The 13,861-nt window shown below is 50.1% G+C and carries 16 protein-coding genes; 8 read left to right on the top strand and 8 right to left on the bottom strand.

Going from position 1 to position 13,861, the window contains the following annotated elements; all coding sequences use genetic code 11:
• Positions 1–193: 193 nt before the first annotated feature.
• Positions 194–751, top strand: a complete 558-nt coding sequence (locus K0504_RS17265; protein ID WP_220105410.1) for a gamma carbonic anhydrase family protein — start codon at positions 194–196, stop codon at positions 749–751.
• Between the two features lie 213 nt (positions 752–964).
• Here the strand turns inward: K0504_RS17265 and aroE are convergent, their stop codons facing one another.
• Complete coding sequence (aroE, locus tag K0504_RS17260; RefSeq protein WP_220105409.1) at positions 965–1,789, bottom strand: shikimate dehydrogenase; 825 nt, start codon at positions 1,787–1,789, stop codon at positions 965–967.
• A gap of 84 nt (positions 1,790–1,873) precedes the next feature.
• Here aroE and K0504_RS17255 point away from each other — a divergent pair, with 84 nt between their 5' ends.
• Positions 1,874–2,338 carry a group II truncated hemoglobin gene (locus tag K0504_RS17255; RefSeq protein ID WP_220105408.1) on the top strand — a complete coding sequence of 155 codons (465 nt, stop codon included), beginning with the start codon at positions 1,874–1,876 and terminating at the stop codon, positions 2,336–2,338.
• Here the strand turns inward: K0504_RS17255 and hemF are convergent.
• Positions 2,327–3,253, bottom strand: a complete 927-nt coding sequence (hemF, locus tag K0504_RS17250; protein ID WP_220105407.1) for an oxygen-dependent coproporphyrinogen oxidase — start codon at positions 3,251–3,253, stop codon at positions 2,327–2,329. The two genes, K0504_RS17255 and hemF, sit on opposite strands and share 12 nt — an antisense overlap.
• Before the next feature lie 12 nt (positions 3,254–3,265).
• Positions 3,266–3,826 (bottom strand): Sua5/YciO/YrdC/YwlC family protein, encoded by a 561-nt coding sequence (locus K0504_RS17245; protein ID WP_220105406.1) that lies wholly within the window; start codon positions 3,824–3,826, stop codon positions 3,266–3,268.
• Positions 3,827–4,013: 187 nt separating this feature from the next.
• On the opposite strand from K0504_RS17245, the gene purE reads away from it, so the two are divergent.
• Both purE and K0504_RS17235 read left to right on the top strand, forming a co-directional pair.
• On the top strand, positions 4,014–4,499 hold the full coding sequence (purE, locus tag K0504_RS17240) for a 5-(carboxyamino)imidazole ribonucleotide mutase (protein ID WP_220105405.1): 486 nt from the start codon (positions 4,014–4,016) through the stop codon (positions 4,497–4,499).
• Positions 4,500–4,502: 3 nt separating this feature from the next.
• The gene (locus K0504_RS17235) at positions 4,503–5,642 is read left to right on the top strand and encodes a 5-(carboxyamino)imidazole ribonucleotide synthase (protein ID WP_220105404.1); all 1,140 of its coding nucleotides are present in this window, start codon (positions 4,503–4,505) and stop codon (positions 5,640–5,642) included.
• A 66-nt stretch (positions 5,643–5,708) separates the two neighbouring features.
• On the opposite strand, the gene K0504_RS17230 is transcribed toward K0504_RS17235, so the two are convergent.
• The 5 genes from K0504_RS17230 to K0504_RS17210 form a co-directional block, all read right to left on the bottom strand.
• Complete coding sequence (locus K0504_RS17230) at positions 5,709–6,071, bottom strand: hypothetical protein (RefSeq protein ID WP_220105403.1); 363 nt, start codon at positions 6,069–6,071, stop codon at positions 5,709–5,711.
• Between the two features lie 249 nt (positions 6,072–6,320).
• Positions 6,321–6,881 (bottom strand): DNA topoisomerase family protein, encoded by a 561-nt coding sequence (locus K0504_RS17225; RefSeq protein WP_220105402.1) that lies wholly within the window; start codon positions 6,879–6,881, stop codon positions 6,321–6,323.
• Between the two features lie 16 nt (positions 6,882–6,897).
• Positions 6,898–7,371 (bottom strand): DUF494 family protein, encoded by a 474-nt coding sequence (locus tag K0504_RS17220; RefSeq protein ID WP_220105401.1) that lies wholly within the window; start codon positions 7,369–7,371, stop codon positions 6,898–6,900.
• A gap of 1 nt (position 7,372) precedes the next feature.
• The gene (gene dprA, locus K0504_RS17215) at positions 7,373–8,455 is read right to left on the bottom strand and encodes a DNA-processing protein DprA (RefSeq protein ID WP_220105400.1); all 1,083 of its coding nucleotides are present in this window, start codon (positions 8,453–8,455) and stop codon (positions 7,373–7,375) included.
• 30 nt (positions 8,456–8,485) lie between these two features.
• A complete protein-coding gene (locus K0504_RS17210; RefSeq protein ID WP_220105399.1) occupies positions 8,486–9,568 on the bottom strand; it encodes a LysM peptidoglycan-binding domain-containing protein in 1,083 nt (360 codons plus the stop codon).
• A gap of 131 nt (positions 9,569–9,699) precedes the next feature.
• Between K0504_RS17210 and def the strand changes: the two genes are divergently transcribed.
• The 4 genes from def to trkA are packed head-to-tail and all read left to right on the top strand — an operon-like array spanning position 9,700 to position 13,859.
• Positions 9,700–10,212, top strand: a complete 513-nt coding sequence (def, locus tag K0504_RS17205; RefSeq protein WP_220105398.1) for a peptide deformylase — start codon at positions 9,700–9,702, stop codon at positions 10,210–10,212.
• Positions 10,213–10,227: 15 nt separating this feature from the next.
• On the top strand, positions 10,228–11,184 hold the full coding sequence (fmt, locus tag K0504_RS17200) for a methionyl-tRNA formyltransferase (RefSeq protein WP_220105397.1): 957 nt from the start codon (positions 10,228–10,230) through the stop codon (positions 11,182–11,184).
• Complete coding sequence (rsmB, locus tag K0504_RS17195) at positions 11,181–12,473, top strand: 16S rRNA (cytosine(967)-C(5))-methyltransferase RsmB (protein ID WP_220105396.1); 1,293 nt, start codon at positions 11,181–11,183, stop codon at positions 12,471–12,473. The genes fmt and rsmB overlap by 4 nt, the downstream gene beginning before the upstream one ends.
• Positions 12,474–12,476: 3 nt before the next feature.
• Positions 12,477–13,859: a Trk system potassium transporter TrkA gene (gene trkA, locus K0504_RS17190; RefSeq protein WP_220105395.1), complete on the top strand. Its 1,383-nt coding sequence runs from the start codon at positions 12,477–12,479 to the stop codon at positions 13,857–13,859.
• The last annotated feature ends 2 nt before the right edge of the window (positions 13,860–13,861 follow it).

Below are 13,861 nucleotides of genomic sequence, written 5' to 3'. Positions count from 1 at the left end.
ACTTTAGTTCGTTGCCGTTCCCCGTTGCTGTGGGGGCGCATTATAGGGAGTCTTTGAATTCGGTCAAGGGCTTTTTTGAACTTTTTTAGTTTTAATTCATTTATACTGAAAAGCCTGTGTTTATAGGCGATCAAACGTACAAATTTGTAAAAATTGCGTGAAATTAGGCCAGCAATTAACCAAGGGGATTTTTATGCAAGATAAGACAGGTATTCAATCAGGACCATTACGTCCTTATAAAGGTGTTACACCAACCCTCGGTCAGAATTGTTATATCGATCCGAGCTGTGTGCTGATGGGCGATATTCATATAGGCGATGACAGTAGCATTTGGCCCCTTGTTGCTGCGCGCGGTGATGTGAATGTTATTCGCATAGGGCAACGCTCGAACGTACAAGATGGCTCAGCTCTTCACGTCACCCACAAAAACCCAAGCAATCCCGCAGGCTATCCGCTGATTATCGGCGACGACGTAACAGTTGGGCATAAAGCTGTACTGCATGGTTGTGTGATTGGTAACCGTGTTTTAGTCGGTATGGGCGCAATTGTTTTAGACGGCGCCATTGTTGAAGATGATGTGATGATCGGTGCGGGCACCCTCGTCCCTCCAGGTAAGCGTCTCGAAAGTGGCCACTTATATGTAGGTAGCCCTGCTCACAAAAAACGTCCGCTGACAGAACAAGAAATTGCAGGCCTGCAGAAATCAGCTGATAACTATGTGCAGTGGAAGAATGATTATTTAGAAGAATAAAGTAGAAAAGCTGTTCAACCGTTCGTATTTCGACAGGCTCAATAGGAACGGTTGTTAGCTCGTCGCTCGCTCCGCCGTTTTAACCAAGGCTATTAAATAGTGTGGCTAGACGGCAAACGAATTTAATCTCGCCAGTTTAGCCTAAGGCGTAGCTGACTAAGTGACTGACGTAATTTTGAGGAGGCAACGACGTTACCGCATTTAGAACAAAGGCTAAATTCGCCCTAAATTCTTATTCAACTCCCGCAATACCTGCCGCATACCAGGGCGAATGCCACGCCAAACAGCAAACGACTCGGCCGCTTGTGCAACCAACATGCCTAAGCCATCAATCGCTTTGCGGGCTCCCTGTTGCTTCGCCCACGCCATAAACACCGTTGGTTGCTGGCGATACACCATGTCATAAACAGCGGTCTGTTGGCTGATAATGGAGCCTGGCACGGGTGGTAGCTGCTCGGTCATGCTGGCAGATGTGCTGTTAATCACCACATCATAACTTTCAGCAAGTTGCCCAAAGCCCAGCGCGGCAATATTGCTATGGTCAGGAAATAAGTCTGCCAGATCCTGAGCTTTACTGGCTGTTCGATTAACAATATCGAGCTGGCTGGGTTGCTCTTGTAATAGCGGAAGGAGTGTTCCGCGCGCTGCACCACCCGCTCCAATAATCAAAATACGCGCATCGTTCAGCTCAACATGATTGAGCTTTAAGTCTGCAACTAAGCCGGCTCCGTCGGTGTTGTCACCGAGAATTCCGCCATCATCAAGCAATTTAAGGGTATTCACCGCACCTGCGATCTTAGCTCGCTCAGATAACTGTGTCGCAAATTCGTGGGCATCATGCTTAAACGGCATGGTGACGTTACAACCTTTGCCACCTTGTTCGAAGAAATTTGCAGCGGCCTGAGAAAAGGTTTCCGATTCACTCGGCTCGATAGCGCCATAGGTCAGCTGTTGATGGGTTTGTTCGGCAAATAAGCGATGAATAAAAGGTGATTTGCTTTGCTTGATAGGACGACCAAAAACGGCGTACTGATCCATAGTTAGGCCTCGATTTTATCGGTAGGCGCCGGCGAGCAATCAGTTCTGCTACACTGCGCGCGGAAAACTGAGGACACGATAGTGATGAATTGGCTCAAACACAAGTTAAAGCACGGCGCTCAAACCAGCGAATCTGGGCAAACAAAATCGCAAGTACCGACACAATCATCCATTTACAACACGCTTGGTGGTGAAGCTGGAGTGCGACGTCTGGCTGACGCGTTTTACGACAATATGGAGCAATTACCAGAAGCCGCAGAACTGCTCGCTATGCACCCACAGCCAATGGATTCAATACGCCAACGCTTTTTCGAGTTTTTAAGTGGCTGGTTTGGCGGCCCGCCTTTATTTGAGCAAAAGTATGGCCACCCGCGCCTACGCGCTCGTCATTTGCCATTCACTGTTGATACGAACATGCGTGATCAATGGATGCTGTGCATGACCCGAGCGTTAGATACCCACGTAACCTGCCCTCTTACTCGCATGCAACTGCGTCAGTCGTTCTTTCAATTAGCCGATCATATGCGCAATGCGGATTTAGACGGATAGCCACTCTCGCGGTTTCAGGTAGTCATTCAAACGCGCTTCGGCGGAGCCTTCCTCTGGTTGGTAATTGTATTGCCAACGAACCAATGGCGGCATCGACATTAATATCGACTCGGTACGACCGCCAGACTGCAAACCAAACAAGGTGCCACGGTCAAACACCAAATTAAACTCAACATAGCGACCGCGACGATATAGCTGGAATTGACGCTCGCGCTCGCCAAACTCGGTATTTTTTCTACCCGCCACAATGGGTAAATAAGCATCGAGGTAACCGTTACCGACAGCCTGCATAAAAGCAAAGCTTTGCTCGAATCCGGGTTGGTTTAAATCATCGAAGAACAAACCACCCACACCGCGAGTCTCGTTGCGATGCTTTAAGAAAAAGTATTCGTCACACCATGTTTTGTAGCGCGGGTAAACATCTGGCCCGAATGGGACGCATAGATCATGTGCAACTTGATGCCAGTGCTGGCAATCCGCATCAAACGGGTAAAACGGCGTCAAATCAAAACCACCACCAAACCACCAAACGGGCTCGGCACCGTCTTTTTCGGCAATAAAAAAGCGAACATTCGCGTGTGACGTTGGCACATACGGGTTGTTTGGGTGCACCACGAGCGACACCCCGAGCGCTTCAAAACGGCGACCCGCTAACTCAGGCCGATGAGCCGTGGCAGATGCTGGCATTTGCGCACCGGTCACATGGGAAAAGTTAACCCCAGCTTGTTCAAAAACCGCGCCGCCCGTCAACACTCGGCTGCGCCCTCCACCGCCAAGTGATTCAGTTTTTTCATCCCGCTGCCACGCATCTTCTAAAAACTCAGCGCTGCCATCCATTTGTGTCAATTGCTGACAAATAGTGTCCTGCAATTGCAGCAAATATTGTTTAACGGATTCCACTTGAATACTGCTCATTGGCCTATTCCTTTAACTGGGGCGAAGAATTTGATTGGATTTGGCATCTCGAATCTGGCTGGGGTTCGCATTGATGTCACAGTCGCCAGGCTGAATGGCGGCCAGTAAGTGCCCCATTTGAGTATCTACCTCGGCCGTGGTTCGGCAAGGTGGCTGGCCTGTGAAATTAGCACTGGTCGACACCAAGGGCTTGCCAAATGCTAAGCAGAGTTTTTGCACTTCGGGGTGGGCGCTCACACGCACCGCTAGCGAATCAAATTGGCCGCTTAAAAAGGTCGGTACTTTTGGCTGCTTGGCGATTACCCACGAGTGAGGCCCCGGCCATGTTGCCTCAACGCGCGCTAATTGCGCCGAGGTCAGTGCAGCGAAATCGACATAAGCAGCCAACTGCTCACGATTAGCCGCAACTAATATTAATCCCTTTTCAACAGGTCGCTGTTTAATCGCCAAGAGTGCCATGACGGCAGCTTCATTATCAGGGTCGCAGCCTAACCCAAATACCGCTTCTGTCGGGTAAGCAATAACGCCACTTTGGTGCAGCGCCGCGATTGGATCAGGAGTTTGCTTGGTCATTCCGAAGTAATAGTTATTTGCACTTAGATGTGCCGGAGCTTACCGCAAATCGCATATTTAGGGTACTCCACCAACGTATGGGCCAAGGCTGAACGCCTGATTCCCCATATCAATTCAACTTATCGACTAAAATCGCTATAATTCCGCCACTTTTGTTACACCGTTGCAGACAGAGCAGGAAAACACCATGCAAGTTGGAATCATCATGGGGTCAAAATCAGATTGGCCCACCATGAAGCACGCCGCCGATATGTTAGACACGTTTGGCATTGAGTATGAGACCCGAGTTGTTTCCGCTCACCGCACCCCACAACTGTTAGCCGACTATGCGGCCTCCGCCCACGAGCGCGGTTTGAAAGTGATTATTGGTGGTGCAGGCGGCGCGGCGCACTTGCCGGGCATGTGTGCAGCATTCACTAGCCTGCCAGTCCTTGGCGTACCGGTTCAATCACGTATGCTCAAGGGCATCGACTCACTGCTATCGATTGTACAAATGCCAAAAGGTGTTGCTGTCGGTACGCTGGCTATCGGTGATGCGGGCGCGGCGAATGCTGGCTTACTCGCGGCACAGATCATTGGTGCCTTTGATCCTGAAGTCATGACTAAAGTAGACGCTTTCCGCCAGGCTCAGACCGATACGGTATTGAGTCAACCTGATCCATCTGAGGGTTAATAAATGAAGGTTTTGGTGTTGGGAGCTGGGCAACTGGCTCGCATGATGGCTCTAGCCGGTGCGCCGCTAGGGATATCTGTTCGCGCTTATGATGTACGCAGCCACTCAGTCGTTCATCCGGTTACTCTGGCCGATTATCAACAAGATTTGGCAAGCGGCATAGCAGATTGTGATGTGATTACTGCAGAATTTGAACACATCCCGAATGATATTCTGATTGAAAGCCAAGCCAGCGGGAAATTTTTGCCGGGCGAGCGCGCCATCCGAGTCGGCGGCGATCGCCGACTGGAAAAGCAGCTGCTCGATCAGGTTTTTGTTGCCAACGCCAAATACAAAGTGCTCGCCAGCAAAGCCGATTTGCAACAAGCGACCGTCGACATCGGCTTGCCATTAGTGCTTAAAAGCGCGCTTGAAGGCTACGATGGTAAAGGCCAGTGGCGGTTGAAATCAGCCGATGAAATCGACGCGGTCTGGGCAGAAATCGAAGTATTCTTAGGTGACAGTTCGCCGAATCAAGCGATGGTTGCAGAAGAGTGGGTACCTTTCGATCGCGAAGTGTCGGTGATTGGCGTTCGCAACAAAAATGGTGATGTGAATGTCTATCCTATCACCCAAAATCATCATGAAAACGGCGTACTTAGCTTTTCGTTTGCACCCGCAGCGTCGAGCGAATTGCAGCAACAAGCCGTCGATGCATTCAGCAAGATTGCAGATGAACTCGATTATGTTGGCGTTCTAGCCATTGAGTTCTTTGACGTTCAAGGCTCGTTATTAGTGAATGAATTAGCGCCGCGCGTTCATAACTCCGGTCATTGGACTCAGCAAGGTGCCGACGTTTGTCAGTTCGAGAACCACCTGCGTGCAGTCTGTGACCTACCACTTGGTAGCACTGAGCTTGTTCGGCCAACCGGGATGATTAACATCCTCGGCTGCGATCATATTGATAGCAACGCCCATGCTTTGGCTGGCGTGCATCTGCACTGGTACGGCAAAGATAAGCGCCCCGGCCGAAAAATGGGGCATATTAATGTGGCAGGCTTAGATAGCACGAGTATGTTCAAGCAGCTACAGGCGTTACAACCCCTGTTGCCAGAACACGACTTTCCCGGCTTGGCCAACGCGATAAAAGCAGTAACTCACTAAACAAAAACGGCGCGATATCGCGCCGTTTTTTATCGCTGCAGCGCCCGCAAGCAGGCACAAAGCGTTTTAAAGCTTGGTGTAGACCAACGAGCCAAAACCAACATTTTGAATCAGCGTGCCATTGTCGCCAATCTCAAATGCGTCTTCACTGCTGCCTTCATCGACAATCACCAAATATTTTTTTCCATTTGAAACGCGCGTGGTGATTTCATCGACTTCAATTTTTTCGCCTTCAGAAATGAGGTAATCAGATCCGATTTCGATGGTAATGTCGCCCTCTTGGCCACTCATGCCTTGCGCCATTTTCAGTAGCCCAGCCATCGCCCCTTCAGCTTCTAATTTGTAAGTGCCTTCATACCCATGACCACCGCAGGCTGTTAATAATAATGTGAAAGCCAAAGCCGCAACGTATTTCATATAACGCGCCATTTTAAACCCCTTGAAATGTAAGAAAACCAGCTACATCGCTTAATTCGATTCATCCTGAATCAATAACTAAGAACAACAACGTGGTTTTAGAAAACCGCTGAAACAAGCCGCACATCGAACCTGCCTACAACAGGAAAGAGATACTAAGCATTTGTAATAAAAAACGAAAGAAGAAATAAACGTGTTGTGGTTTGCAGGCGCCTACATAGCGATGAAGGCTCGATGTTTGAGCTCGAACGAACTTAAAATCTATTGTTTTTTACCACATTTTTTATTGGCACATTGAAGTTGGCGGCCACCCGCTAACTTTCGCTCCACCAACAATTCAAATCCGCAAAACTGACATGTTCCGGACTGTGGTGGATGATTCACGGCAAACTGGCATTTCGGGTAACAACTGCACGCGTAAAATGATTTGCCATAGCGCGATGTCCGCTCAATCAATTGGCCTTGTTGACAGGCGGGGCAAGTCAACTCTGTGGACGGGGTTTCATCGATTTGCTCGGTATGATGACAGTCTGGAAATCCAGTACAACCGACAAACATGCCGTACCGCCCTTGCTTTAGCGCTAAACGTTGGCCGCATTCTGGGCAGCTAGTGCCTTCAAGCACTTGTTTAATACTGGAGTCGGAGTGGTGATGAAGTGATTGTAAGTAGTCGCAACCGGGGTATTGGCTGCAGCCTATAAATGGGCCACGCTTGCCATGTTTTAACAGCAATTTGTGGCCGCACTGAGGACAGTCACCATGATCCTGCTCTAACGCATGCTCATGCTGGCTAAATAGTTTGTGGTCAATGCCGCTACTCATTCGGAGAATGCGGCATTTAGTTGAGGTAACCTTCGTTAATATCGAACAACAGATCTTCCATTTGTGAATAGGCACCTTCTTTGCCCGGTACATTAAACAGCACCATGAGTACCACCCACTTTAGATCTTCCAGTGTGATTTCAGCCATATCAAGCTCCATCACACGATCAACGACCATTTCACGAGTGCTATTGTCTAGCACTTGCGCCTGCTCAAGAAACATCAGGAAACCTCGGCAATTCGTATCGATTCGGGCCATTTCATCGGCCGTGTAAATACGAACAGCTGGTTGAGTTTGCTTGTACAGGTACGGGTGCTTGTCGCTATCTTGCAAGTCGGCAAGACGCTCAAGCCAAGCCAACGCCTTGAGGATTTCCTCTTTATGGAAACCTGCGCGGGTGAGCTCATCGGTCAACTCTTCATGGTCGACCATAATTTCCACTTCACTGTGGATAAAATTTTCAAACAGGTACATCAAAATATCGAACATGTCAGCTCCCCCGTAAACGGATAAAACCTCCCGGAACGGCAGCTACTCGACCCTCAAGCTCAAGTGTCAGCAGCTCTGACAGCACTACATCGACGGCTAGACCGGTTTGTTGGACTAATTCATCTACTGATGTAGCACTGTCTCTAACGTTATCCAACAAAACACTGTTTGGCAATGTTTGTTGATACGCTTGTTCAGAACTATTTGGGGGCACGCTTGCCGCTTTTAAACATTGCGTCGAAAAAATATCTTCGACTTGGTCAACGAGCGTGGCGCCATCTTTGATCAGTTGATGGCAGCCTTTGGCATTTGGATTACCTACTGCGCCCGGCAGTGCAAACACTTCTCGCCCCTGTTCAGCCGCGAGTCGTGCGGTGATTAACGAACCCGAACGTTCGCTAGCCTCTACAACCAGCACGCCTTCGGCTAAACCACTTAAAATACGATTACGCCGAGGAAATAAGAAAGCTTGAGGCTTCACCCATGGCGGCTGCTCACTTAACAATAAGCCTCCGCTGTCGATAATCGCTTGTGCCAGCCCTTGATGACGTTTGGGGTAAACCTGCGCCAAACCCGAGCCAAGTACAGCTAATGTGGTTCCTACCTGCAGTGCGCCTTCATGGGCACAGGCATCAATGCCTAGCGCCAAGCCAGACGAAACTAAATAACCTGCGGTTGTTACTTCTTTGGCGAACTGGCGCGCTAGCGCTCGGCCTGCAGGACTCGCATGACGGCTTCCCACCATAGCAAGCTGCGGATCGTACAACCTTGCGCGATCGCCAAGACAAAATAGTACTGGCGGCGGATCGTCAATGCAGGCAAGTAATTCTGGGTAATCAGGCGAAGCACGGTGAATAATTTGGCCGCCGCTATGTGCGCACCACTGATCAACACGGCGAATGAAATCTTGATTCGGGTGAAGCAGCGCCTGTTGTTGCTCTGGGCGCAGTCGGAGCTTTTGGAGTGTCTTTGGGTTCTGGCTGAACACCTCATCCATGAGATTTTGCTGGTACCACTTAGCAATAGTCATGGCGCCGCAGCGCGGTACCGTGAGCAAGTTCAGCCACTGGTGTTGTTCATCCATGAACAACCTCCTGTGTCTAACAAATAAAGGTTAGTTTTTGCTGACCACTTTATCGAACCGTTGTAACTGACGATCAGCAACCATGATCATAGCGTAGCTTACTTTGTCGAAAGTTCTGAACACCATAAGGTGGCCACGTATCTCATCGGGCAGCTTGGTTTTACCAACATTAATAACCGCCCCTTCCAATTTGTCGTAGCTACTGGTGTCTTCTAAATAAACCGGGCTGGAGTCGCCATCAACAATCACTTTGCCGGTTTGAATCACATTCAACAAATGACCGGCCGCTAGACCATCTTCTGTGCCACGATCGATCACCACAATTTCGTGCGCCACGAAGTAATCTGCACCACTATGTGTGGCGATGATGTTCCCTTCAATCTCTTGCTCAGGAAAGGCAGGTTGAAAAACGGCGGCAAAATTTTCAGCTGGGTACAATGGCAGCAAACGGTCGCCCTGCTTGATTTCTTGCAAACTGGTTTCTATCTCCAGCGCAATCATGTTCTCACCTTCAGCAGGGCTAGCGTGGGCAATGCCAACTAAGGCTAAGCGAATACCTAATGCTTCGTGCGTACCTGGACGGCGAAAAGGATCAAGCACCCGATAAATACCGTATTGGCGAGCATCGGCTAATTTACCTTCGGCATACCAAAGCTGCGAGGCGTAGCCGCGCTTGTTACCATCACTGGTACCAAGCACTGTAGGTAGCTTTTCAAGTTGCTTCTGGTTTACCACCTGCTCACGTTTCAAATACGATCTCACATCGGCCAGTGGCAGTGCTGGAATAGCTTGGTCATGCGGCACATTGCGAACCGTTGGCGACAATTTAATGCGCTTTTTCTTGGTCAGAACCGGCTTACCATTGATAAAATTTAAATACAGGTGGTCGCCTGGATATATCAGGTGAGGGTTATCAACTTGCGGGTTTGCCTGCCACAATTGCGGCCACAGCCACGGGGTGGCGAGAAAAAGTTCCGAGATATCCCATAGGGTGTCACCTTTTTTCACTACATAAACTTCAGGGTAGTCGTCGCGCACCTGTAGCTCTGTAGCGAGGGCAATAGGGGCTAACAGCAGCGCGAGAAGTAGCGCAGGCCAACATTTTTTGCTCATGCAAGCTTCCTTGTTTTAGCAAAGTACGGCAAAACCTTGTTCCAACAACAGGCTACCATTTAAACTGACAGGTTATTACAACACAATCTCTAGCGCAGCCCTACCGGCTCACAGAATTTAATGGCAAGGTTATGGCATTACTACCAGTACTAAGATTTCCCGATGAACGGCTCCGCACAGTGGCAAAACCTGTGGCGGAAGTAGATGATAACATTCGTAAAATTGTTGACGACATGTTTGATACCATGCGCCACGAACAAGGTGTAGGCCTGGCCGCCACTCAGGTTGATATCCACCAACGCATTGTGGTGATGGACGTTAGTGACGAAGGTGATGAGCCTTTGGTGCTGATCAATCCGGAAATTACCGAGAAGCACGGCAGCATGATCAATCAAGAAGGTTGCTTGTCAGTCCCCACTCACTACGCCGATGTCGAACGCGCAGAAACCATCAAGTTTACAGCGCTGGATCGCGATGGCACCCCCTACGAAAAAGAAGCTGAAGGTTTACTTGCGATTTGCGTTCAACACGAACTCGATCACCTTCAGGGCAAATTATTTGTTGATTACTTATCGCCGCTAAAACGCGAACGCATTAAAAAGAAGCTGGAAAAAGAAGCCCGCTTAGCGGATCGACAGGCCTAATTGAAGGACACTCCCTTGCCATTAAACATTGTATTTGCCGGCACCCCTGATTTTGCCGCGCGCCATTTACAAGCCCTGCTCGATAGCGATCACAATGTGATTGCGGTTTACTCTCAGCCTGACCGCCCTGCTGGTCGGGGTAAAAAGTTACAAGCTAGCGCGGTCAAACAATTGGCCCTGCAAGCTGACATCCCCGTTTTTCAGCCAATTAGCCTAAAAGATGAAGCAGCCCAACAGGAGCTTGCTGCGCTCAACGCCGACATCATGGTGGTGGTTGCATATGGCTTACTACTGCCAAAAGCGGTACTCGACACACCGGCGCTGGGCTGTATTAATGTTCACGGTTCACTACTGCCTAAATGGCGCGGTGCAGCACCGATTCAACGCTCATTGGAAGCTGGCGATAGCGAAACTGGCGTCACCATCATGCAAATGGATGAAGGCTTAGATACCGGCGCCATGCTGCTCAAGGCCGCATGTGCGATCGAAGCGAACGACACCAGTGCCAGCCTGTACGAAAAGCTTGCGGTATTAGGCCCAACGGCACTGCTCGATGCGCTAATCCCTCTGGCCCAAGGCGCCGCAGTTGCCGAACCACAAGACAATGAATTAGCGAGCTACGCAGCGAAATTGACCAAAGCAGAATCGGTGATTGATTGGCAACTGCCAACCGCTGTACTTGATCGAAAAATTCGTGCCTTTACGCCTTGGCCCGGTAGCCAATCTGCGCTCAACCAACAGACCATTAAAGTGCATCAAGTCGAGCCCTTGAACCAAGCCACTCAAGCGGCTCCCGGCACCATTATCGCCACCAGCAAGCAAGGCATTGATGTTGCCACTGGTGACGGGGCTCTGCGCTTAACCATGGTGCAATTGCCGGGCAAAAAAGCCATGCCGGCTGCAGATGTACTTAATGCTCGCGCAGATTGGTTTTCTGCCGGCAATCAATTCAGTGCTGCAGGTCAGTCATGAATGCCCGTGCCTGCGCAGCTCAGGCTATTTATTGGGTGCTGGAGCAAGGCCGCTCATTAACCGACGCACTGCAATCGGCACAAGCCAAACTGGATAACCCCAAAGATAAGGGGTTAGTGGCCGAACTCAGTTACGGTGCCTTGCGCTGGCTACCGCAACTGGACACGCTCGCCCAACCTTGTATTGCAAAGCCCTTAAAAGGCCGCTACCGAGTCATTCATCATTTGATCTTGGTTGGCATTTATCAAATCAAGCATACCCGTATTCCCGAGCATGCCGCCGTGTCAGAAACTGTCGCGGCAAGTCGTCAACTTAACGGCAAAGCATTTAGCGGTATGATTAACGCGGTTCTTCGCACCGTCATTCGACAGGATGATAACAACGCGTGGCCCGCACCAACCGTTGAGTACGCCCACCCCAATTGGCTTATTAAAGCACTACAAGCTGACTACCCCGAACAATGGCAGCAGGTACTCAATGCCAACAATGAGCGTGCGCCTATGTGGCTGCGGGTAAATCAACGCCAGCAAACCACCACCAGCTTTCAACAGGCTTTAGCTAACGCGGAGATTGAAGCGACAGCGACGGAAAGTGGGCCAGATGCATTGTTATTGACGCAGCCCACCGATGTGACTCGCCTCCCCGGTTATGACGAAGGCTGGTTTGCCGTACAAGACTTAGCCGCGCAACAAGCGGCTCACTTGCTACCCAAAGGTAGCGGGCTGAAAGTGCTCGATGTTTGTGCCGCGCCGGGTGGTAAAACCTGCCACTGGCTTGAAGCCAATGACAATCAGCTGGCTATGACGGCCATCGACATTGATGCCAGCCGGTTACAGCGCGTCAGTGATAACTTGCAGCGACTGCAGCTGAACGCCAACGTTGTTACCGCCGATGCCAGCAGCGCTGATTGGTGGGATGGGGAATTATTCGATGCCATTTTGCTCGATGCGCCCTGCTCTGCCACCGGCGTGATCCGCCGCCACCCAGACATTAAGTGGCTGCGCACGAAACAAGACATTGCAGCATTAGCCGAGTTACAAGCGCAAATCATTCGCAATGTTTGGTCTATGCTGAAGCCAAACGGCACTTTAGTATATGCGACCTGTTCCGTATTAAAGGTTGAAAATCAGTTGCAAATCAGCGATTTTCTTACATCACATACGGATGCGAAACTCATCCCCATACAGCCACATGAAACGCCGGATGCACCAGGTTGGCAAATATTGCCGGGGCAACAGCAAATGGATGGGTTTTATTACGCGCGCCTGCAAAAAATGGATACCCCTTAACGCATGAAGATTATCATCTTGGGCGCTGGCCAAGTTGGCGGTACGCTGGCAGAAAACCTAGTCGGTGAGAAAAATGAAATCACCGTGGTCGACTGCGACACAACTTGCCTACGTGAACTGCAGGATCGCTTTGACTTGCAAGTCATTGAAGGCCACGGCTCTCATCCAGATATTTTGGAAAAAGCCGGTGCCGAAGATGCCGACATGCTGATTGCCGTGACCAACAGCGATGAAATCAACATGACCGCTTGCCAGGTTGCCTACTCGTTGTTTCATACTCCCACTAAAATCGCTCGGATCCGTTCACCTAACTACCTAAAGTACAAAGAAAAGTTATTCCAAAGCCAAGACGTACCCGTGGACTACCTTATTGCGCCAGAGCAATTGGTCACCAATTACATTCGTAGCTTGGTTGAATGTCCGGGCGCCTTGCAGGTGATGGAGTTTGCCGAAGGCAAGGCTAGCTTAGTGGCAGTAAAGGCCTATTACGGCGGTTCGCTAGTGGGCCATGCGCTATCAACGCTGCGTGAACACATGCCGCACATTGATACCCGAGTTGCCGCCATTTTCCGGCGAGGGCGCCCCATTCGGCCGCAGGGAACGACTATTATCGAAGCCGATGATGAAGTCTTTTTCATTGCCGATAGCAAATACATCCGTACCGTGATGGCCGAGTTACAGCGGCTGGAAAAAACGTACCAGAAAATAATTATTGTTGGCGGCGGTAACGTGGGCTTAGGGCTAGCGCAAGCGTTGGAGAAAACCCATCCGTCAGTCAAGCTGATTGAACGTAATCCTCAGCGCGCCGAATACGTTGCCTCAGAGCTGGCAAAGGCCACGGTCTTTTGCGGTGACGCGTCAGACCAAGAGCTACTCAGCGAAGAAAACATTGATCAAACGGATTTATTCATTGCCGTAACCGATGACGATGAAGCCAACATCATGTCGGCCATGCTCGCCAAGCGGATGGGCGCGGCCAAGGTGATGGTGCTGATCCAACGCGGCGCTTACGTCGATTTGGTGCAAGGTGGCGATATTGATATTGCTATTTCACCACAGCAAGCCACCATTTCATCACTACTTACCCATGTTCGCCGAGGCGACATTGTTAACGTTTATTCACTACGTCGCGGCGCAGCAGAAGCCATTGAGGCCATTGCCCATGGCGATAAATCAACATCGAAAGTAGTCGGCCGGATGATCAGTGAAATCAAACTGCCACCGGGCACAACCATTGGCGCAGTTGTGCGTGGCGAAGAGGTACTCATTGCCCACGACGACACCCGCATTGAGCAAGATGATCACGTGATCTTGTTCTTGGTTGATAAGAAGTACATTACCGATGTAGAGCGGCTGTTCGAACCTAGCCCGTTTTTCTTCTTCTAGCA

It is taken from the genome of Neiella holothuriorum, from assembly GCF_019457915.1.
Classification (GTDB): domain Bacteria; phylum Pseudomonadota; class Gammaproteobacteria; order Enterobacterales; family Neiellaceae; genus Neiella; species Neiella holothuriorum.
The sequence above is the reverse complement of the archived record's forward strand: the minus strand, read 5'-3'. Positions and strand labels throughout refer to the sequence as shown.

Coding starts and splice junctions, on each gene's coding strand:
- dprA (WP_220105400.1), bottom strand. CDS start 8,455: ATGGATGAACAACACCAGTGGCTGAACTTGCTCACGGTACCGCGCTGC.
- K0504_RS17220 (WP_220105401.1), bottom strand. CDS start 7,371: ATGTTCGATATTTTGATGTACCTGTTTGAAAATTTTATCCACAGTGAA.
- K0504_RS17265 (WP_220105410.1), top strand. CDS start 194: ATGCAAGATAAGACAGGTATTCAATCAGGACCATTACGTCCTTATAAA.
- rsmB (WP_220105396.1), top strand. CDS start 11,181: ATGAATGCCCGTGCCTGCGCAGCTCAGGCTATTTATTGGGTGCTGGAG.
- purE (WP_220105405.1), top strand. CDS start 4,014: ATGCAAGTTGGAATCATCATGGGGTCAAAATCAGATTGGCCCACCATG.
- K0504_RS17245 (WP_220105406.1), bottom strand. CDS start 3,826: ATGACCAAGCAAACTCCTGATCCAATCGCGGCGCTGCACCAAAGTGGC.
- K0504_RS17225 (WP_220105402.1), bottom strand. CDS start 6,881: ATGAGTAGCGGCATTGACCACAAACTATTTAGCCAGCATGAGCATGCG.
- hemF (WP_220105407.1), bottom strand. CDS start 3,253: ATGAGCAGTATTCAAGTGGAATCCGTTAAACAATATTTGCTGCAATTG.
- K0504_RS17210 (WP_220105399.1), bottom strand. CDS start 9,568: ATGAGCAAAAAATGTTGGCCTGCGCTACTTCTCGCGCTGCTGTTAGCC.
- aroE (WP_220105409.1), bottom strand. CDS start 1,789: ATGGATCAGTACGCCGTTTTTGGTCGTCCTATCAAGCAAAGCAAATCA.
- K0504_RS17235 (WP_220105404.1), top strand. CDS start 4,503: ATGAAGGTTTTGGTGTTGGGAGCTGGGCAACTGGCTCGCATGATGGCT.
- trkA (WP_220105395.1), top strand. CDS start 12,477: ATGAAGATTATCATCTTGGGCGCTGGCCAAGTTGGCGGTACGCTGGCA.
- K0504_RS17255 (WP_220105408.1), top strand. CDS start 1,874: ATGAATTGGCTCAAACACAAGTTAAAGCACGGCGCTCAAACCAGCGAA.
- K0504_RS17230 (WP_220105403.1), bottom strand. CDS start 6,071: ATGGCGCGTTATATGAAATACGTTGCGGCTTTGGCTTTCACATTATTA.
- def (WP_220105398.1), top strand. CDS start 9,700: ATGGCATTACTACCAGTACTAAGATTTCCCGATGAACGGCTCCGCACA.